Annotated in this window: 17 protein-coding genes and 2 pseudogenes; 10 read left to right on the top strand and 9 right to left on the bottom strand. The window is 72.3% G+C overall.

Annotated features, from left to right (window positions below; all coding sequences use genetic code 11):
* Positions 1-69: 69 nt before the first annotated feature.
* From BJF85_RS05915 to BJF85_RS05895, 6 genes and pseudogenes are all read right to left on the bottom strand, one after another.
* A complete protein-coding gene (locus tag BJF85_RS05915; protein WP_083665978.1) occupies positions 70-1,104 on the bottom strand; it encodes an ABC transporter substrate-binding protein in 1,035 nt (344 codons plus the stop codon).
* Positions 1,101-1,972 (bottom strand): annotated as a pseudogene (locus BJF85_RS05910) (ABC transporter ATP-binding protein). The gene BJF85_RS05915 and the pseudogene BJF85_RS05910 overlap by 4 nt, the downstream one beginning before the upstream one ends.
* Positions 1,969-3,045 (bottom strand): iron ABC transporter permease, encoded by a 1,077-nt coding sequence (locus tag BJF85_RS05905; protein ID WP_255375420.1) that lies wholly within the window; start codon positions 3,043-3,045, stop codon positions 1,969-1,971. Before BJF85_RS05905 ends, BJF85_RS05910 begins: the two are co-directional and overlap by 4 nt.
* 137 nt (positions 3,046-3,182) lie before the next feature.
* Complete coding sequence (locus tag BJF85_RS28700; protein WP_222844449.1) at positions 3,183-3,320, bottom strand: hypothetical protein; 138 nt, start codon at positions 3,318-3,320, stop codon at positions 3,183-3,185.
* Positions 3,321-3,439: 119 nt separating this feature from the next.
* Positions 3,440-4,081, bottom strand: a pseudogene (locus BJF85_RS31160) (prolyl oligopeptidase family serine peptidase); the annotation flags it as partial.
* A 905-nt stretch (positions 4,082-4,986) separates the two neighbouring features.
* On the bottom strand, positions 4,987-6,222 hold the full coding sequence (locus BJF85_RS05895; protein WP_222844448.1) for a hypothetical protein: 1,236 nt from the start codon (positions 6,220-6,222) through the stop codon (positions 4,987-4,989).
* Between the two features lie 115 nt (positions 6,223-6,337).
* Between BJF85_RS05895 and amiA the strand changes: the two genes are divergently transcribed.
* The 10 genes from amiA to BJF85_RS05860 all read left to right on the top strand — a co-directional run bounded on the left by amiA (position 6,338) and on the right by BJF85_RS05860 (position 14,744).
* Positions 6,338-6,454, top strand: coding sequence for a streptamidine family RiPP (amiA, locus tag BJF85_RS29690; RefSeq protein ID WP_255375418.1), 117 nt, complete (start codon positions 6,338-6,340; stop codon positions 6,452-6,454).
* 76 nt (positions 6,455-6,530) lie between these two features.
* On the top strand, positions 6,531-7,460 hold the full coding sequence (locus tag BJF85_RS05890) for a hypothetical protein (protein ID WP_222844447.1): 930 nt from the start codon (positions 6,531-6,533) through the stop codon (positions 7,458-7,460).
* Positions 7,461-7,510: 50 nt separating this feature from the next.
* The gene (locus BJF85_RS05885) at positions 7,511-8,452 is read left to right on the top strand and encodes a CocE/NonD family hydrolase (protein WP_075846086.1); all 942 of its coding nucleotides are present in this window, start codon (positions 7,511-7,513) and stop codon (positions 8,450-8,452) included.
* Positions 8,449-9,909 (top strand): YcaO-like family protein, encoded by a 1,461-nt coding sequence (locus BJF85_RS05880; protein ID WP_075846085.1) that lies wholly within the window; start codon positions 8,449-8,451, stop codon positions 9,907-9,909. Before BJF85_RS05885 ends, BJF85_RS05880 begins: the two co-directional genes overlap by 4 nt.
* A 6-nt stretch (positions 9,910-9,915) precedes the next feature.
* Positions 9,916-11,001 carry a hypothetical protein gene (locus tag BJF85_RS05875; RefSeq protein ID WP_075846084.1) on the top strand — a complete coding sequence of 362 codons (1,086 nt, stop codon included), beginning with the start codon at positions 9,916-9,918 and terminating at the stop codon, positions 10,999-11,001.
* Positions 10,998-11,531, top strand: a complete 534-nt coding sequence (locus tag BJF85_RS29685) for a hypothetical protein (protein ID WP_255375417.1) — start codon at positions 10,998-11,000, stop codon at positions 11,529-11,531. Before BJF85_RS05875 ends, BJF85_RS29685 begins: the two co-directional genes overlap by 4 nt.
* Entirely contained in the window at positions 11,528-12,667 is a 1,140-nt protein-coding gene (locus BJF85_RS05870; protein WP_369822096.1) for an ATP-binding cassette domain-containing protein, read from the top strand. Before BJF85_RS29685 ends, BJF85_RS05870 begins: the two co-directional genes overlap by 4 nt.
* Positions 12,664-13,401, top strand: a complete 738-nt coding sequence (locus BJF85_RS29680) for a hypothetical protein (RefSeq protein WP_255375416.1) — start codon at positions 12,664-12,666, stop codon at positions 13,399-13,401. Before BJF85_RS05870 ends, BJF85_RS29680 begins: the two co-directional genes overlap by 4 nt.
* 53 nt (positions 13,402-13,454) lie before the next feature.
* Entirely contained in the window at positions 13,455-14,390 is a 936-nt protein-coding gene (locus BJF85_RS05865) for an ABC transporter ATP-binding protein (RefSeq protein WP_255375427.1), read from the top strand.
* Positions 14,391-14,423: 33 nt separating this feature from the next.
* Positions 14,424-14,744 carry a metal-sensitive transcriptional regulator gene (locus BJF85_RS05860; RefSeq protein WP_075846083.1) on the top strand — a complete coding sequence of 107 codons (321 nt, stop codon included), beginning with the start codon at positions 14,424-14,426 and terminating at the stop codon, positions 14,742-14,744.
* Between the two features lie 31 nt (positions 14,745-14,775).
* Here BJF85_RS05860 and BJF85_RS05855 read toward each other — a convergent pair whose 3' ends face one another.
* The 3 genes from BJF85_RS05855 to BJF85_RS05845 form a co-directional block, all read right to left on the bottom strand.
* Positions 14,776-15,732, bottom strand: a complete 957-nt coding sequence (locus tag BJF85_RS05855) for a YncE family protein (protein ID WP_075846082.1) — start codon at positions 15,730-15,732, stop codon at positions 14,776-14,778.
* A 120-nt stretch (positions 15,733-15,852) separates the two neighbouring features.
* Positions 15,853-16,905, bottom strand: coding sequence for a permease (locus BJF85_RS05850; protein ID WP_222844444.1), 1,053 nt, complete (start codon positions 16,903-16,905; stop codon positions 15,853-15,855).
* Positions 16,906-17,089: 184 nt separating this feature from the next.
* The gene (locus tag BJF85_RS05845) at positions 17,090-17,800 is read right to left on the bottom strand and encodes a hypothetical protein (protein ID WP_075846081.1); all 711 of its coding nucleotides are present in this window, start codon (positions 17,798-17,800) and stop codon (positions 17,090-17,092) included.
* Positions 17,801-17,809: the final 9 nt, after the last annotated feature.

Genomic DNA, 17,809 nt, shown 5'->3' with positions numbered 1-17,809 from the left:
GCCGACCGACGACGCGGCCCCGCCCGGTCCGTCCGGACGGGGCCGCGTCGTCGGCGGCTCTCCCCCGGATTACTCGACGGACCCCGGGTACAGGCGGTTGGCGATGGTCTCGACCGCGTCGATGTTGCCGAGCGTTCCCGGGTACAGATCGCTCTGCGGCACTGCGATCAGCCGGTCCTCCTGGACCGCCGGGACGTCGGGGAACGTGTTGCGCAGGTAGTTGCGGGTCTGCTCCTCCTGCCCGGGCCCGGTCGTGCCGAAGACGATGGCATCCGGATTGCGGCTGATGATCTCCTCCGGATTGACCTCAGCGGCGAAGAAGTCGGCGAACTCGGGGGCGTCGGGGTCGAAGACGTTCTCCCCGCCGGCCTTCTCGATGATGTCGGCCTCGACCCCGGCGCCGATGGCACCGAGCGTGTTGCCCTCCACATACACCTGGGCCACCGACAGGCGCGGCCGGTCGGCGATGCCGGCCTCGACCGCCTCGAGCCGGTCCCGCGCCTGGCGTTCGAGGTCGGCCGCGGCATCGGGGACCCGCAGGATCTCGCCGAGATTGGCGATGTCGGTGAACACGTCGTCCACCTCGGCGTTGTTGCGCCGCTCGGCGCAACCACCGGTGGCGACGTACGCCTCGGCCCCGTTCTGGGCCAGTTGGTCGATGCTGGCGAAACCCTGCTCGGCGGTGAACTCGTAGGTCGTCGGCGACACGACGAGGTCCGGTTCGGCGGCGAGCAGATCCTCACGGGCCGGCGGCGCGTCGGTGCTGAGCACCGGCACGTCCGCGGCCTGCTGCGCGATGTCGTCGGGCAGCGGTGAGGTGTCGGTCTGCGCCTGCCCGGCCAACGCGTCGCCGGCGCCCAGACGCAGGAGCAGTTCGGTCTGCGACGGCATCATGCCGACGATGCGCTCCGGTTCGGCCTCGAACGACAGGTCCCGGCCGCAGTTGGTGATCGTCACGGTGTCCCCTGCCTCCTCGGTGGCGGGGTCGTTCGTCACGCCGGTCCCGCAGGCCGTCAGAACCAGCGGTGCGACGGCGAACAGCGCGCATGCCGTCCGCCAGCGGCGGTGGGAACGTGGCGCGGACACTCGGTCTCGGGTGGTCATCGGTTGGTGGTCCCTTCCTGGATGGACTCGGGTACGTGGACATCTGCGTTGCGCGCGGCTGCGGTCCCTGTGCCGGCGTGCGCGTCCGGACCGGGCTCGGCGTCCGCGCGAGCGTCGAAGAGGAAGTGCGACCGGCGGGTGTCCGGGTGCTCGACGACGGTGGTCCGGACCCGGAAGACCGAGCGGATGAGATCGGAGTCGAGGACCCGCTCGGGTGCGCCGTGCGCGACCAGACGTCCGTCGTCGAGCACGCCGACGGCGTCGCAGGAATGTGCCGCGAGATTCAGGTCGTGCAGCGCGATCAGCACCGTCTTGCCCGTGGTGCGGATCAGGTCGAGCAGTTCGAGCTGATGGGCGATGTCGAGATGGTTGGTCGGTTCGTCGAGGACGAGCACCGGCGTCTCCTGGACCAATGCCCGTGCGAAGAGCACGCGCTGACGCTCTCCGCCCGACAGCGCGGAGAACGCCCGGTCGATCAGATGGCCCGCGCCGACCCTCACGAGGGCGTCGCAGGCCAGTGCGATGTCCGCATCGGAGTCCCGGCCGAATCCGCGGCCGTGCGGGATGCGCCCGAGCAGCACGAGATCGAGGACGGGGATCTCGAACTCCTCGCTGTGTTCCTGGGCCATCACCGCGACGCGTTGCGCGAGCTGCCTGCGGGTGAGGTCGGCCGCGGACGTCCCGTCATAGTGGACGCGCCCGCCGACAGCGGCCCGAGACCTGCGACGGCCCGCAGCAACGTCGACTTGCCGCTGCCGTTGGGGCCGAGGAGGCCGAGGACGGTGCCGGACGGCACCGTGATGCTGACGTCGGTCACGACGCGGCGTCCCCCGCGGCGGGCCTCGAGGTTCTCGACGACGACCCTCATCGGCCCACCCCCACGCCGTCGGCGCGGTCACGACGCAGCAACCACAGGAAGAACGGCGCCCCGATGAGGGCGGTGAGCACGCCCAGCGGGATCTCGGCGGGAGCCGCCAGCGTGCGTGCCAGCAGATCGCAGGTCGCCAGGAACACCGCGCCGGCCAGCACGGCGACCGGCAGCATCCTGCGGTGATCGGAACCGACGATGATGCGCGCCACGTGCGGCACGATCAGGCCGACGAAGCCGATTCCACCGGACACGGCGACGACGGACCCGGTCAACAGGGCGGCCGCGACCAGCAGACTGCTGCGCAGCCGGTTGACGTTGACGCCGAGCGAACCCGCCGCCTCGTCGCCGATCAGGAGCGCGTTGAGCGCCCTGGCGCGCAGGGCGGCGAGCAGCCCGACGACGCACAGCGCCACGGTGGGCAGCAGCAGGTGGTCCATCGTCGCCGCCGACACCGAGCCCAGCAGGAAGAACATGATGCTGTACACGTTCTGCGCGTCGGTCGAGATGGTGAGGTAGCTGGTGATCGCGCTGAACAGCGATCCCAACGCGACACCGACGAGGATCAACCGTTGCGGTGCGATCCGGCCGCCCTTGCGGGCCAGGAGGTAGACCGCGGCGGTGGCGAACACCGCGCCGACGAACGCCGACGCCCCGATCCCGAGAGAGCTCACACCGATGCCGAGCACGATGAACGACACGGCGCCCACGCCCGCACCGGCCGAGACGCCGAGGATGTAGGGCTCGGCCAGCGAGTTGTGGACCACGGCCTGCATCAGGGCACCGGCCAGTGCGAGGGCGGCCCCGGTCAGCGCGGCGAGCAGGCTGCGCGGCAGGCGGAACTGCCAGACCGCGTTGTCCTGCACGACGCTGAGGGAACCGTCGGACATCCACGGCATCCCGGGGACGAGGTGCCCGAGGATGATCTTGAAACTGTCCAACGGCGCGACGCCGATCGTCCCGACGCTCGCCGACACCACGAGGACGACCACCAGCGCCACGCTCAACGTGGGCACCAGGATCGCCGCGGCGAGCGCGCCGCGGCGACGGTGCCGAGCGGGAGGTACGGGCACCGCTGTCGGAGGAACCGCTGACGGAGGGACTTGCCGGGTGGGGGCCGGCTCGGGAGGTCGGTGATGGACCGGGGGCATCGGTGTCGGCGCTTTCTGGGTCGGTGACACGGCGGGTGGGGTGACGCCGTGGGTGGGGGTTACACGGCGGGTCGGGGTGCAGGGCGGGGTCGGGCCGGGGCGGTGACGTCGGCGGCAAAGCCGAGCACCGTCGCCCCGAGGCGGTGCAGGCTGTCGAGGTGGTTGCTGCCGTGGCCCGTGCGCTCGGCGCGCCACACGGCGGCGACGCCGCCCTTGGCCCGCAGAGCGCCGGCGACGGCGTGGGTGCCTCGGCACTCACCCGGGCGTCGTCGGCCAGCACGATGCCGAGGAACCGCGGTGGACCGACGCCCTCGGGCAGGGCACGTGCCCGGTGCAGCGGCGAGATGCGGCGCAGTTCGTCGAGTCCGCGCGGGTCGTCCGGCTCGCCGAACTCGGTGACCCACCGCCGTCCGAGCGGATGTGCGTCGAGGTTGAGCAGGTCGAGCGGTGCCGCGGTGCTGACGACGCCGGCACACAGCTCGGGTGCACCGAAGGCGCAACTGGCCGCCAGCACACCGCCGTGGGACGCACCGGCCAGCACGAGTTGATCCGGCCGCGTGTAGCCGGCGTCGACGAGGCCCCGGGCGACGCACGCCAGGTCGTCGATGCCGCGCCGCTTGTTCCTGCCGCGCCCGGCGTCCCGCCACGCCCTGCCGCGCTCACCGCCGCCGCGCACCTGGGCGATGGCGTAGTGCCCGCCGTGTTCGGCCCAGGCAGGCACGGTCGGTTCGAACACCGGCAGGTTCGGCACGCCGAATCCGCCGTAGCAGGTCAGGATCAGCGGCGCCGGCCCGGCGATGTCGTGCGGGGAGGTGATCGCGACGTCGATACCGGCCCCGTCGTCGGCGGTGACCGTGTGCCACCGGGTCACCGCCGCCCCGCCGTTGTCGACGCCACTCTCGTCAACGCCGGTGTGATCGGTCCCGAGGTCGTGGGCGGGCGCGACCCGCGGCGGCATCGCCGGCGCCTCGACGAGCACGTGGACCCGGCCGCCGTCGGTACCCACCTCGGCCGCCACCGCCGGCGTTCCCCCGTCGGCGACGGGACGTTCGTCGAGCACGTGACCGTCGGCGATCCGCAGGAGCACGCTGCGGCCCTCACGCACGGCGGCGGCGTGGACGTGTCCGTCGGCGACGGTGAGGGACGTGATCGTCACGTCGGGGTCCTGCCAGGACCACCTGTTGACACCGCTGCGCGGGTCGACGACGTGGAGTGCGGCGCCGTCGTCGACGAGCACGTCGGCGCCGAGGTCGAGGACCCTGACGACGGCCCGGAACGCGGCGATGCGGGAACCGGTGACGCGGTCGACGAGCCGGGTCACCGCCCCTGTCCGGTCGGCCACGGGACGCGTCTCGGCCACGAGCCCGTGCGGTCCGGCCGGGAACAGCCGCAACCGCGTGGCGTCCGCGTCACCGGGCGGTTCGGTGGCCATGATCTGTCCACTGTGGATGTCGAGGGTGACGATCCGCCGCGGCTCACCGGTGATGAGTTCCACGACGTGCGAACGCGCGTCCCATGCCATCGGGTCGTACCGGCACCGGATGTCCGAATAGGACCGGATGCGGCCGATGGGACTCGTCGCGGGAGCGTCCGCGTCGACGATCGCGAGGACCGCGCTCTCGTCCGCGCGATCGGCCAGCTGGATCGCGATGTGCCTGCGGTTCGGGGCGACCGCCATGCGCAGGATGTGCCCGTCCGGTTCGAGGACGACCTCGCCGCTGCCGGCCCGATAGATGCCACGCCGTGAGCGCCCGGGCAGCCTGCCGAGCGTGAACCCCCGGTCGGGCAGGCCGGGCCTGCCGTGGTGTTCCCACCTGGACAGGGCGTCGTCGAGGGCCGGATCGACCGGCACGGGTGCTGTCGTCACGGTTCACCGGCCGACCGGGTCGAGGGCACCGCCGGGCCAGTACAGATGACCGCCCTCGTCGAGTGCCGTGGGCAGGGTGACGGTCCGGAACCCGTCGTCGCCGAGCACGTGCAGTTCGCCGTCCCCGCCCCGCGTGACGGCCACGAACTCCCCGGTGGGGTCGACGGCGATCGCCCGCCGCTGGGCCGGCGCATCGCCGACCGGGTCCCACGGCAGGTGCCCGGGCGCGGCGGATGCGACATCCCCGGCAGGCTGACTGCATGGACGTGGCGCAGCTCGGCGCCGGAACGCTCGATGATCGTCACCTCGTCGCCGTCCGGGTGGATCGTGGCGACCGCGGCCCGCGTGCCCCCGAGCGCGAAGCGGAACGCCAGGCCCCCGGGAAGGTCCACGGATCGCGTGTCACCGGTGGCCAGGTCGATGTCCACGAGATGGTTCGTCCAGGAGGTCCACGCGGTCGGCGACGTCGGACCGCCGCGTACGACACCGACGGCGCGACCGGTGGCCGGGTCGAAGCGCAGGTAGAACGCCCGGCCGGGCACCGGCCACGGGCTGATGCCGATGCCGCGCGGCACACCGTGCTCGACCACGAAACGTTCCAGCCCCCGACTCGTGGCCGTGGCCGCGATCCCGGTCCGGTGGCAGACGACGTCGCCGTGTCCGTCCGCGGCGAGGTCGGTCAACACCCGGCCACGCAGCTCCGGAACATGGGACCCCACGGCACGGGCATCACCGAGCGGGATCGCCTCGATGCCACCGGGTTCGCGGTGCCGGAGCACGATCACCGGTTCGCCGTCGCCCTGGTCGGGCACGAGAGCGACCCCGGGTTCGCCGACCCTGCTGCGGAAACGCACGGAGTCGCCCGTATCGAGATCGGCGACGGTGACGACGTCGCTCCACACGTCGGCGTTCGCGCCGAGCCCGGTCGTGACCACGACGTAGCGGCCGGTGGGGTCGCAGGCGAGGTGCTCCGCAGGGATCGCGACCGGGATCCGCTGCGGGGCCACGCCCACGGTGCCCCTGTGCACGACGAGCGCGCCACCACGGTCGTCGGCGAACGCCCACCCTTCCGAAACGCCGGACCGCGGCGGCAAGGCGAGCACGCCGGCGTGCTCGGCAAGCACGGCGCAACCGAGCGGACGCGCACCGGTTCCACCCTCGGCACCCCGAGCGGCACAGCCATACACGCGCCCTGCCCGGTAGTCGGCGACCACGAGCCGCGGCGTATCCATGCTCCGAACACTATTAGAATTGAAAACCATTCTCAACTATGGTCTTGATCGTTCGCCCGGCGAACACGTGTCGACATCCCCGTCGGCGCGGGTCACTCATCGAGAGGAGTCCATAATGGACATTCGGGAAGTGCAGGACAACCAGATCGTCGCCGAGATCGAGGAGCCGGAGCAGCTGGCCCACCTGTCGGCCTCGCACTCGAACGCGCTCGTCGAGAACCCGTTCGACTGACCACGTCGTCAGGCAGAACATCTCCGGTCGGGCGGCCTGCGGGCCGCCCGGCCGGGCCCTGTCCGAAAGGTCCTGCATGCTCCCGGAATCCGCCACCAGCCGGCCGCAACCGGAACCCTCCGCATCTGCCGACGCCACGTGGTCCGAACCGCTCGTCGCCCCGGTGCCCGGCACGGGCGCGCACGTGGTGACCGACGCCGACGGCACCGCGGTCGTCCGCACGGCCGCGGGCCGATTCCTGCGCCTGCAGTCACCTCCGCCGGACCTGACGCGGATCCTGACCGGCGAGAGCACCCGCCCTGCGGCACCCGCTGCGCCCGACGAGGAATACGTGGCCGCACTGCGCGCGGAGATGTCCTCCCGCGAGGCCGCGGATGCCCGGCGCCGGTGGCCCGCCGCCCGGCGGACGGTGACCCTCGTGGGATCCGGCCGAGTCCTCGACGACGTCGCCGAGGCGCTGGACGAGTGGGACGTGCACCCGCGACGCCGCACCACCGACTCCGTACTTCAGGAGGGGGCCGAGCCCGGTACGCACGCAGCGCACCTGGTGATCGCCTACGGCGACTCACCCGCCGAACGAGCCGACTGGCCCCGCCTGGACACCCTTCCGAACGCGGGCATCGCGTGGCTGCGGGCCTATCGCGACGGGGAGAACTGCTTCGTCGACCCGCTCTGCGTCACGCCCGCCGACCCCGGCAGCGAGCAGGTCCGGCGGCGGCGCCTGGCAGCCGCACTCGTCCCGGGACCGTTGCGCACGTGGCAGCACGCGACCGTCGAGACCCGACCCATGTCGTCCGGCGCACGCATGCTCACCGTCGGACGCATCCTCACCGTGGCCCTCGCCTGGGCCCAGGACCGGGAAGCCACCGCAGGCGACACCGCAACGGTGGACGTATACCGGCGCACGTTGTGGAAATTCGTGCCTGCCACGGGCGTGGTCAGTGAACACCCGGTCCTCGGCTACGCGCCGCCGCACGTCCCCGACGAACCGGTGGACCGGCCGTGACGGCGGCCACCGGGACCGCACCACGGCAGCGACGAGAACACGCCTGCCGGATGCCCGACGGCACCGAACTTCGGGGACTGTTCTGGGAATCCGCAGCGCCGGCGGGCCTGGTCGTCATCCGGACCCCCTACGACGCACGGCAGCACGCCGCGACCGCCCGATCCTGGACGTTGCGCGGGTACCACTGTCTGGTTCAGGACGTCCGCGGACGTTACGCCTCGGACGGGGCATGGGTCCCCTACGAACACGAGGAGGACGACGGCGGCGCGGTCCTCCGGCACCTGCACCAGGCACATCCGGGCGTGCCGATCGTCCTGTACGGCGCGTCCTACGCGGCTCACACCGCCCTGGAGGCCGCACGCGCCGAACCCGAGTCGGTCACGGCGCTCGTCGTCGCGGTACCGGCCCTCGGCCTCGCGGAGACCGCATACGACCACGAAGGGCGTGCCCAGCTCCGCAATCGCATCGGCTGGTGGCACGAGCACGGCCGCACGCGACTGGCCCAGCACCCGTTGCCGGACGCCGAGCTCGCCCGGCGCACCGCCGAGGCCGAGACCTCCGGCGTCGTCGAGGCCGCGACCCGGTGGGGCTGGAGCCCGCGCGTGCTGACGCAATGGCGACGACTGTGGGCCGCGCCGCCGATCGACGTCGCCGCGCGGTACGACATCGATGTCCCGTTGCTGGTGATCAGTGGCCAGCACGACTTCTTCGACGGCCACGCCCGGCGGCTCGCACGCACCTGGCCCGGCGCGAGTCACGTCGCCACCGGCCCCTGGGGTCACCACCTCGCCGGGGACATCACCGATCCGCGACTGCGGCAGCTGCTGCGCACGGCGGGCGGGGTGGGCGGCGTCATCGAGGCCTGGCTGGCGGCGCACGGCCTGCCGGGAACGGCCGCCCCATGGACGGAGATCCTCAGCCACACGCACCGCACTCGCTCGGCGTTCGATCCCGCAACCGGGACGTGGCGTCACGAAGGGACCGCACCATGACCGTCACCGACACCACCGACGGCCACACGCCGGGTTCCGGCCACGAGCGTCCGGACCTGCCTGTGGAGACCTTGGTGGATCCCGAATGCGGCGTCATCCGGTCCGTCCGGCGGGTTCCGCACCCGGCCGGCGCACCCGCGGGTTACCTCGCCATGACCGCCGCCGTCTCGGACACCCGGCAGCTGGGCGAGTGGCCCGCAGACAGGGTGTCGCTCGGCACGTCATTCGGCGATGCCGCCCAGGCGCGGATCGCGGCGATCGCCGAAGGCGTGGAACGGTACTGCGGCAACTGGCTGCCCGCGCAGCTGCCCGCCGAGGAGTTGCGCATCGCCACGAGGACCCAGCTGGTCGACGACGGACTCTCCCCCATCGCGCTCGACGCGCTGCCGGTGTTCGCGCCGTGGCAGTACGGCCGGGAATCCTTCCCGTACGAACGGTTCACCGAGGACACACGCACGCTCTGGGCCCGTTGCCGCGACCAGCACCCGCACGAGATTCTGGGCACGCCGAGCGCGGAGGACACGTCCGGTCGCGATGTGTGGGTTCCGGCCTCGCTGGTGTACCTGAACTGGCGGCAGTCCCGCTTCCGGGCACTGCCACGCATCCATCACCTCAACTACGCGGGAATCGCCACCGGGCAAGGTATCGACGACGCCCGCGACCGCGGGGTCCTCGAGGTCGTCGAACGGGACGCACTCGAGGTCTGGTGGCACCTCGACGGGCCCACCGTCGGCATCGACCCCGCGAGCGTTCCCGGACTGGCCGACGACCTCGCCGGCAGCGGCCTGACCGTGTCGTTGGTGGTCATGCCGTCGGAGTTCGCTCCCGCGGTGGCGGCCCTCCTCCACGACCGGGACCGCGACCTGTACGCGGCGGGTTTCTCCGCGGCACTGGACCCGGTCCGCGCCGCCCGCAAGGCGGTACTGGAGGCCGTGCACACCTGGATCTACACCCAGGGCTGCACGAGCTCCGACGGGTGGGTGTTCCGCGCCGTCGACCAGGGTCTGATGGCGAAGGGGCTGTACCTCGACTTCCGCGAGGACGCCCGGTATCTCGACGCCGCGGGCCGCCACTGCGAGCACGTCGTGGACCTCGGTGCCCACGTCCAGGTCTGGCTCGATCCCCGCGTCCACGCCGAGGCGCGCCGTTTCACCGCGCCCGCGCAGGGAATCCGGCCGATCACCGACCTGGCCCCGGTGACGATGGACGAGGTGTACCGCCGGCTGCACACCCACGGACATCGCGTCATCACCCGTGACCTGACGACCGACGACATCCGCCGCACGCCACTCCGCGTGGTCCGGACCATCGTGCCCGGCCTCGTCCCCAACGCCCCGGCGGCCTTCGCCTACCTCGGCATGGACCGCTTCACACGCGCCGCCCACGACCGCGGCTGGCGCACCGCCTGGGACGGCGGACCGGACTCGGTCACCCTCGTCCCTCCCCCGCACATGTAGGCCACCGTGACCGACACGACAACACCCACGACGACACCCGCGACGACCCTGCCCGCTGCCCTCGCGCGCGCACTGACCCCGGAGGTCCCCGGACCGCCCGTGCCGCCCGGGCCCCGCGTCAATCCCTGGCACCGGGCCGGTGCCGTGCCGGTCGCCGGCGACGCCGTCCCCGAGCGTCTGCGGCACCTGCTCGACGGACTCTGGCGCAGCCCCGGCTACCACCGGCTCCCCGACGGAACCGCCACCCGCATCCGGCAACGACCGGTGCCGTCGGCCGGGGCGACCTACCCCGTGCACACCCATCTCGTCGTCGGACCCGCAGGCCTCGCCGAACACGGGGAGCTCGGCGAGCTCGGGCCTGGCCGGTACGTCTTCGACCACGAGCACGGGCAGCTGCTGCGGCGCCGGTCCCCCGACCCGCCCACTGCGTGGGAAGCCGCCGGGCCCGCCGCCCTCACGATGGTGCTGACCGTCCAACCCGGACGCAGTGTCGGTCGCTACCGCCACCGCGCGTGGCCACTGTGGATCGCCGACGTCGCGTATGCGGTCACGGCGTTGGAGTTCCTGCTCCCCGAACGGCCTGCCGTGTCCACCGGTCCCGCGGCGTGGCTGCGCGCCCTGCTCGACGTTCCGCGAGCGGCCGCCGCCGACGAGTGGCTCGGCAGCGGGCTCGCCCCCGAGATACCGCTGGCGGCCGTCGACCTCCCTCCGCAGTGGACGGTCGACGCCCACCGCGCTCGGGCCCTGGCCGCACGGCGCTCCCCGGCGCTCGCCGAGTTCGCCGCGGCGGGCCACCGACCGGCGGATCCGCGCGCCGCCGAGGTGGCCCGACTGTCCGGACAGACGTGGGTCCGCGGGGCGGCGCGCGTCGAGACGTGGTCGGTGTCCACCCAGGCTCCGGCGCACGAACTCGCCGAGAGCCTGTGGCAGGCGCATCGCCAGGCGGCGGCACTGTGCTACCGGGGTGCGGCGTCGGGCCGCTGGCGGAGCCGGCCGGTCTCGGGGATCCCCGCCCGCAACAGCCGGTGGATCACCCATGCGCTCGCGATGCTGCCCGGCAACGCAGCCGGGGAGGAGACGGACGCCCCATGATGATCGTGCGCGCGCTGTGGCGCGAAGCATCCCGATTTCCCACCGCCCTGGCGTGGAGTGTCGTCCTGGCCGTGCTCGTGTTCGCCACCTACGTGGCCCAGGCCGTCGCGATCGCGTGGGCCGTGTCCGCGGTCCTGAGTGGACAATCGGCGGACGTCCTCACGGCACTCGGGGTCATCATCGGCATCGCGCTGGCACGGTTGGTCCTGTCGCTGGCGCACACGTCCGCGGCGACCCGCCTGGGCGGACGCGTACGCGAGGCCGTTCGCCGCAGGGCGATGCACGCCGCGCTGGTCCCCGAGCGCCTGCACGACACCACCGTGCGGGACGGATCGATGCGGGCGACGCTCGGCGACGGCATCGACGGCACCGACGCTACGTGTCGAAGTACATTCCCGTCGTCGCCCAGGTCGCGCTCGGCTGCCCACCGGTGGTCCTCGCGGCGACGGTGTTGTCGCCCTGGGCGGGCCTGTTCGTGGGGCTCGGGGTCGCAGGTGCCCTGGCCGGCCCATTGGCGTGGAAGCGGATGATGGCCCGCCGCGGACTCGACCACTGGGACAGCTACGAGGCGCTCAGCGCCGACCTGCTCGAATCCCTCCGCGGCATGTCCACCCTGCGCACGCTCGGCGCCGTCCCCGCCACCCGCAGACGACTGCACGCCCGCTCCGAGGGCCTGCGGCGCGCGACCGAGCGGATCATGCGGGTCTCGTTGGCCGAGACGGGCGTGACGGACCTCGCCATCCAGGCCGGAATCGTCGCCGCGGCCATGACCGCACTCACCCACGCCGTCACCGGTCAACCGCCTGCCATGGAGGTGTATCTCATCCTGCTGCTCGCGTCCGAGGCGTTCCGGCCGATCCGGGAACTGTCCCGGCACTGGCATGCGGGATTCCTCGGGCTCACCGCGATCCCCGGTCTGACGCGACTCGGAGCCTTCGCCGGGCGGCCCGACCGGCAACCGTCCGCACCGGTGGCCGACGTACACCCCGCGCCGACAGCGGTGCAGGCGGACCGGCTGCACGTGACCGACCTGTGCTTCCGGTACCCGGACGCCGCGGAACCGGTGCTCGACGACTTCCACCTCACGGCCCGCCGAGGCGCGCTGACCGCGGTCGTCGGCCCCTCCGGGGCGGGCAAGTCGACCCTGTTCGACCTCCTGCTCGGATTCCTCACCCCGGATGCCGGCACGATCGAGCTGGACGGTCGCCCCCTGCGCAGGGAGGACGTCGCGGTGGTGTCCCAACGGCCGGTGCTGTTCGCCGGAACCGTTCGCGACAACCTCACGGTCGCCGGACCGGTGACCGAGTCCGACCTCACCGCCGCCACCCACGCGGCCGGCGTCCTCGACGAGATCCGCGCGTTCCCCCACGGCTTCGACACGGAGGTCACCGAGGCCGGCGCGAGCCTGTCCGGCGGTCAACGGCAACGACTCGCGTTGGCTCGCGCGCTGTTGGCCCGCAGACCCGTGCTGCTCGTGGACGAACCGACGAGCGCGCTCGATCCCGACCGCGCCGCCGACGTGGTCGCCACGCTCCACCGCGTCGCCGCCGAACGCATCGTGCTCATGATCAGCCATCGACCCGAGACCCTCGCCGCTGTGGGGGACGTCGTGCGCCTGGGCTCCGGAGCCGCCGACACGCGCAGCCCCGACGGGGGTGTGCGGTGACCACCACCGATGCCCCGGCCCCGTCCCCGCGCGCGTTCCGCGCCCTGCTGCCGGTGCTGCGTCCCGAATGGCGGGGCATGGTCGGCAGCTACCTCGTCGGGACCGTCAGCGCGCTGGCCCTGGCGGCGTTGTCGGTCCTCACCGCCTGGGCCGTCGGTCACGCCGTCGTGGAGCGCGCCCTGCCCGGGCCGCCGTGGTGGTTCGCCGTGGCCGGTCTCGTGGTACTGCGGACGGTACTGACGTGGCAGGAGATGGACGTCTCGCACTCCCTGGCCTACCGGGTGCTGGCCCGCATGCGGATGGCGCTGTTCGACTCCTACGCCCGCAGCGTCCCCGGCAAGCGACGGGAGCATTCCGGCCACGCCGCCGGCGTGGCGATGGACGACATCGAGAAACTCGAGTTCTTCTACGCCCACACCCTCGCCCAGCTCGGCGCCTCCCTCACAGTGCTGGTGACCTGCCTGGTCACCGCGTTCGCCGTCCTTCCCGAAGCCGGCGCCGTGCTGCTCGCGGGCAGCGTGCTGGTCGCGGCGAGCGCGCTCCTCGGGGCCCGGGCCACCCGCAGGCTGGGCGCGCCGAGCAACGGCGGCGCTCCTGGCTGTCGGTGCGCATCGTCGACGCGCTCGGTGCGCTGCGGGAGGTCCTGGCCTACGGTCTCGCGGCACGCGTCGTCGCCGACACCGTCGAGGCCACGGCCCGGATCACGTCCGTCGCGCGGCGCCGTGAGCTGCTGACCCAACTGGTCACCGCCGTGCGGGAGGTCATCGTCACGGCGGTGGTCATCGGCATGATCACCACCAGCGCGTTCGCCCTCGGCCTGCTGTCCCACGGCGCGACGTCCGAGGCCGCCGAACCGCGCCTGTCCCCGGCACTCCTGCCGGCGCTCGTCGCACTGGCGCTCGCGGGCATCTCGGCCGTGACGGACGCGACCGCCACCGTCACCCAGCTGCATCCGCTGGTCGCCAGTGCCCAGCGGGTCGTCGACGGCGTCGACCGACCACCGGTGGTCACCGCACCGGACGCTCCCCAGCCGATTCCCGACGGGCCGCTCGGCCTGCGATTCCGCGACGTGTCCTTCTCCTACGAGGACCGGCCGCCGACGGTGTCGCGCTGGTCGGCCGAGATCGCCGCCGGCGAGCACGTCGGTATGGCCGGCCCCTCCGGCTCCGGGAAGAGCACCGTGGTCGCCCTCGCGGCGCGCCTGTGGGATCCGTCGTCGGGCACCATCGAACTCGTCAGCCGCGACGGGGTCGCCGCGGCGCTCCACCGGATCGACGATGCCGAGCTCCGGCAGGCGGTCGCCGTCGTCGACCAGGACGCGACCCTGTTCCACGGAACCGTCCGCGACAACCTGCTGCTCGGCACAGAGGGGACGGCCGACGGACCGACCGACGAGGAGCTGTCGACGACCCTGCACCGGGTGGGCGCCGCCCACTGGATCGGCCTCGACGACGAACTCGGCCAGAACGGACTGCGACTCTCCGGCGGACAGCAGGCACGCCTCTGCCTGGCCCGGGCCTCGTACGACGGCCCCGCATCCTGCTCGTCGACGAGGTCACCGCCAACCTCGACCCCGACACCGAACGCGCCGTCTCCGAGGTCATCGCCGACTTCCCCGGTACCGCCCTGGTCGCCTCCCACCGCCCGCAGACCCTCGGCCGACTCGACCGGCGGATCGACCTCGGGACGGACACCGCGACCACTACACCCGGGTAGACTATGAAGTTCGCGACCGGCCTCGACCGAAGGAACTCCGATGGACGCCGAGAACACTGGCAACACCGAGAACGCCTCCGAGCACGGCTACATCCACCGCAAGGACGACTACCTCAAGCGGCTGCGCCGGATCGAGGGCCAGACCCGCGGCCTGCAACGGATGGTCGAGGAGGAGCAGTACTGCATCGACATCCTCCAGCAGGTCTCGGCCGTCACGAAGGCGCTGCACTCGGTCTCGCTGGGCCTGCTCGACGAGCACATGCGGCACTGCCTCATGCGCGCCGCCGCCGAGGGCGGCGCCGAGGCCGAGGCGAAGATCAAGGAAGCCAACGACGCCATCGCCCGCCTCGTCCGTTCGTAAGCGGCCCGCGGCGGCCGCCGCGGGCCGCCGATCAGATCAGGGCCGTGACGTCGGGTTCCGAGCCGGTGGCGATGGTGCCGGTGATCTCGAAGGTCTTGAGGTCGAGGATCGCGACCGTGTCGACGTCGAGCAGGGTGACGAACGCGGTCGGCGCGGCCGGGTGGAACGAGATGCCCGCCGGGGTGCCGTCGAACGCGATCGACCGCTCCTCCACGAGGTCGGCGTCGTAGCGGGTGACCGTGCGGTTCTCGATGTCGGTGGTCAGCAGCTTGTCCTCACCCGGCACGACGTACACGCGCAGCGGGTCGCCCGGCACGTCCGCCCGCTGCTTCTCCTTCAACGTGCGCGCGTCGAACCGGACCAGCTGCTTGTCCTGCCGCGCCCCCACGTACAGGTCCTGCTCGTCGCCACTCAGCGCGCAGCTCTCCGGAAGGCGGCCCGGCGACACGACCACCGGCGCCGCGGCACCGTCGTGCGGGTCGACCCGGCTGACCGTGTGCGACAACAGACCCGTCACGTAGGCCCGCGAACCCTCGCGGTTCGTCACGACCATGTGCGTCTTGATGCCACCCGTGTGCACCGCGGCCGACGGGGCCGCGTCCTCCGCCGCCGGATCGTCGATGCGCACCAGGACGGCCTTCTCCTCGCTGAGCACGTACAGCCGATTCTGTTCGTCGAGGGCGATCCCGTGCAGCCGGTTGAACGGGTCGAGGTCGATGGTCCGGACCAACTCGCGGGCGCGCACGTCGACGACGAACACGCGCGTACCGCCCGCGCCCACGTCACCCGACATCCGCACCCCGTAGTGCCCGATGTAGGCCAGCCCGCGTGCGCGGTCGACGACCATCTCGTGCGGGTACTCGCCCAGCTCGATCCGCTTCAGCAGCGTTCCGTCGTCGACGTCGTGGAAGGCCACGGCATGGCCGCTCTTCTCCACGACGACGAGCGTGCCCTCGAGCTCGCCACCGTCCTGCTCGTGTCCCGCCACGTCGATCGCCTTCCCCGTCGGCTGCCCCAGTACGCGGGAGCCACACTATGGCAGCGGCGGAACACGATCAACGGCGTGCGCGGCGGCCACCGCCGCCTGCGGACGAGACGTTCGGCCACTCTAGCTCCCGAGCATGGTGAGGACCCCGCCCGCGGCGAGACCGACCGCCGCGACCGCTCCGGCCGTGGCCGCCGTCACCCGCCACGACAGCGCGCGCCCGACCATCACGATCGAGGGCAGACTGATCGCGGGCAACACGATCAGCAACACCCCGAGCACACCGGATCCGGCACCGGCCGCGACCAGTCCGAACAGGATGGGAATCTCGCCGGCGGTCGGGATCACGACCAACGTTCCCAACACGGCTGCTGCGAGCACCGCCCACACTCCCCAGTGGGCCGTCGAGCCGTCGAACGGGACCAGCCAGCCGCTGAATGCCCCGACTGCGAACACCACGAGCAGGTACTCCGGAACGAGCATGATCGACATACGCGAGAGAGCGGCCAGGAATCGTACCGCCGGACGACGCCGCCGGAGCTCGCCGGTGGCGCTCGGTTCCTCCGCCGTCCCCGGCGGCGGCGCCGTCCGGTCCCGTTGCTCGCGCCCGCCGAACAGGTAGCCGATCAGCGCGGCCGCGCCGACCGTGAGGACCAGTCCCCCCAGAACCCGTACGGCGGTCCACTCCCACGGCGCCACGATCACCAGGAATACGAGCACCGCCGGGTTCAGCAGCGGGTTGCCGATCCAGTACGCCAGGACCGCAGGCAGCGGGACGTGGTTGCGGCGCAGACTCGCCGCAACCGGCGCTGTGCAGCAGGTGCACATCATGAACGGCATCGCCGCGAGTCCGCCGCGTAACGACGACGTCGTCGGACCACGCCCGGCGAGCAGACGCGGCAACCACGCCTTCGGCAGCAACGCCTCGATCAGCGCGGCGAAGATCAGCGCTGCGACGAGCGCCTTCCACACGGCCGCGCTGTAGGCGACCGTGAACTCCCACCCCGCGGTCAGCGACGGGCCCGAGCCCGGCTCCGCCACCGTGGACAGGATCGACTCACCGCTCCACGCGGCCCCACCCAGCAGCCCGACGACCTTCTCGCTGTACGGCAGCCATTTCGCCCACAGCAGCGCCACCGCGACCACCGCGAGAGCCGCCCCCACACCCAGGGTCACGCGTATCGCAGACCGCGAGATCCTGCGGCCACCCACCACGCCGGTCACGTCGCACCCGTCCTCTCCGCCACCGTTGCCCGACTTCGACACGGCCTCGGCCGGTCCGTACGGCGCAGCCTGTCGTGCCCGATACGAGCTCAATGCTCAATCCCCGTGCGCCGCCGGGGCCGGCCGCATCCGGGCGTCAGGCACGCGACCAGACCGGGATGCGGTCCAGGATGTCGCAGCGCACATCCAACGCCGCCGTCAACTCGTCCGGGTTGCGATGGTCGCCGACCGGGTCGAACACGTCCAGGTATTCGCCCCGGAGCACCAGGCCCTGGATGTTGCGCGGATCCTGCAACAACAACGCCTTCAACTCCGGACCGAACACCGCCTGGGCAAAGGCCTCGTCGTCGCAGTGGATCTCGAAACCACGGTCGAACGCCTCGTCGCCCAGCTGCACGCCGCCCCGGCCGATCGACCGGTTCACCGCGTTCTGCGGGCCGACGATCCGCTTCGCACTCAACATCGGATGCGCAGCCGGCGCAGCCACCCAGATCGCGCGCTCCGGCTGATGCTTGCCCGCATGAACCGTGTCGAACGTCGCCGCCACGAACTGGCGACCCCGATGAACACCGGTCACGACGTTCCTGGCGGCGGTGGCGCGCGGCGGCCGGCGCAACGGCTCCGCCCAGCCTCGGCGATCGTGCTGCCGGTCGTACACCGGAATCCAGGCATCGTCCCGCTCGGCGAACGTCCAACCGCGACCCGTCAGCGCCGCGCGGGCAGCCGGCGCCGACATCGCGGCATGCTTCCGGCGCCCACGCAGAATCGCGACGATCAACACTGTCACACCGGCGGCGAGCAACACCACACCGCCGAGCACGATCGCCACCACAACACCGGTGCTCATCGGGTCAAC

It is taken from the genome of Saccharomonospora sp. CUA-673 (assembly GCF_001942305.1).
Taxonomy (GTDB): Bacteria; Actinomycetota; Actinomycetes; order Mycobacteriales; family Pseudonocardiaceae; genus Prauserella.
Note: the sequence above shows the minus strand (reverse complement) of the source record. Positions and strands in the feature narration are given on the sequence as shown.

What these genes read in the sequence shown, in the direction of transcription:
- BJF85_RS05865 (WP_255375427.1), top strand. Translation starts at nt 13,455, where the DNA reads ATGATCACCACCAGCGCGTTCGCCCTCGGCCTGCTGTCCCACGGCGCG.
- BJF85_RS05870 (WP_369822096.1), top strand. Translation starts at nt 11,528, where the DNA reads ATGATGGCCCGCCGCGGACTCGACCACTGGGACAGCTACGAGGCGCTC.
- BJF85_RS05895 (WP_222844448.1), bottom strand. Translation starts at nt 6,222, where the DNA reads ATGGATACGCCGCGGCTCGTGGTCGCCGACTACCGGGCAGGGCGCGTG.
- BJF85_RS05860 (WP_075846083.1), top strand. Translation starts at nt 14,424, where the DNA reads ATGGACGCCGAGAACACTGGCAACACCGAGAACGCCTCCGAGCACGGC.
- BJF85_RS05915 (WP_083665978.1), bottom strand. Translation starts at nt 1,104, where the DNA reads ATGACCACCCGAGACCGAGTGTCCGCGCCACGTTCCCACCGCCGCTGG.
- BJF85_RS05880 (WP_075846085.1), top strand. Translation starts at nt 8,449, where the DNA reads ATGACCGTCACCGACACCACCGACGGCCACACGCCGGGTTCCGGCCAC.
- BJF85_RS29685 (WP_255375417.1), top strand. Translation starts at nt 10,998, where the DNA reads ATGATGATCGTGCGCGCGCTGTGGCGCGAAGCATCCCGATTTCCCACC.
- amiA (WP_255375418.1), top strand. Translation starts at nt 6,338, where the DNA reads ATGGACATTCGGGAAGTGCAGGACAACCAGATCGTCGCCGAGATCGAG.
- BJF85_RS05845 (WP_075846081.1), bottom strand. Translation starts at nt 17,800, where the DNA reads ATGAGCACCGGTGTTGTGGTGGCGATCGTGCTCGGCGGTGTGGTGTTG.
- BJF85_RS05890 (WP_222844447.1), top strand. Translation starts at nt 6,531, where the DNA reads ATGCTCCCGGAATCCGCCACCAGCCGGCCGCAACCGGAACCCTCCGCA.
- BJF85_RS05885 (WP_075846086.1), top strand. Translation starts at nt 7,511, where the DNA reads ATGCCCGACGGCACCGAACTTCGGGGACTGTTCTGGGAATCCGCAGCG.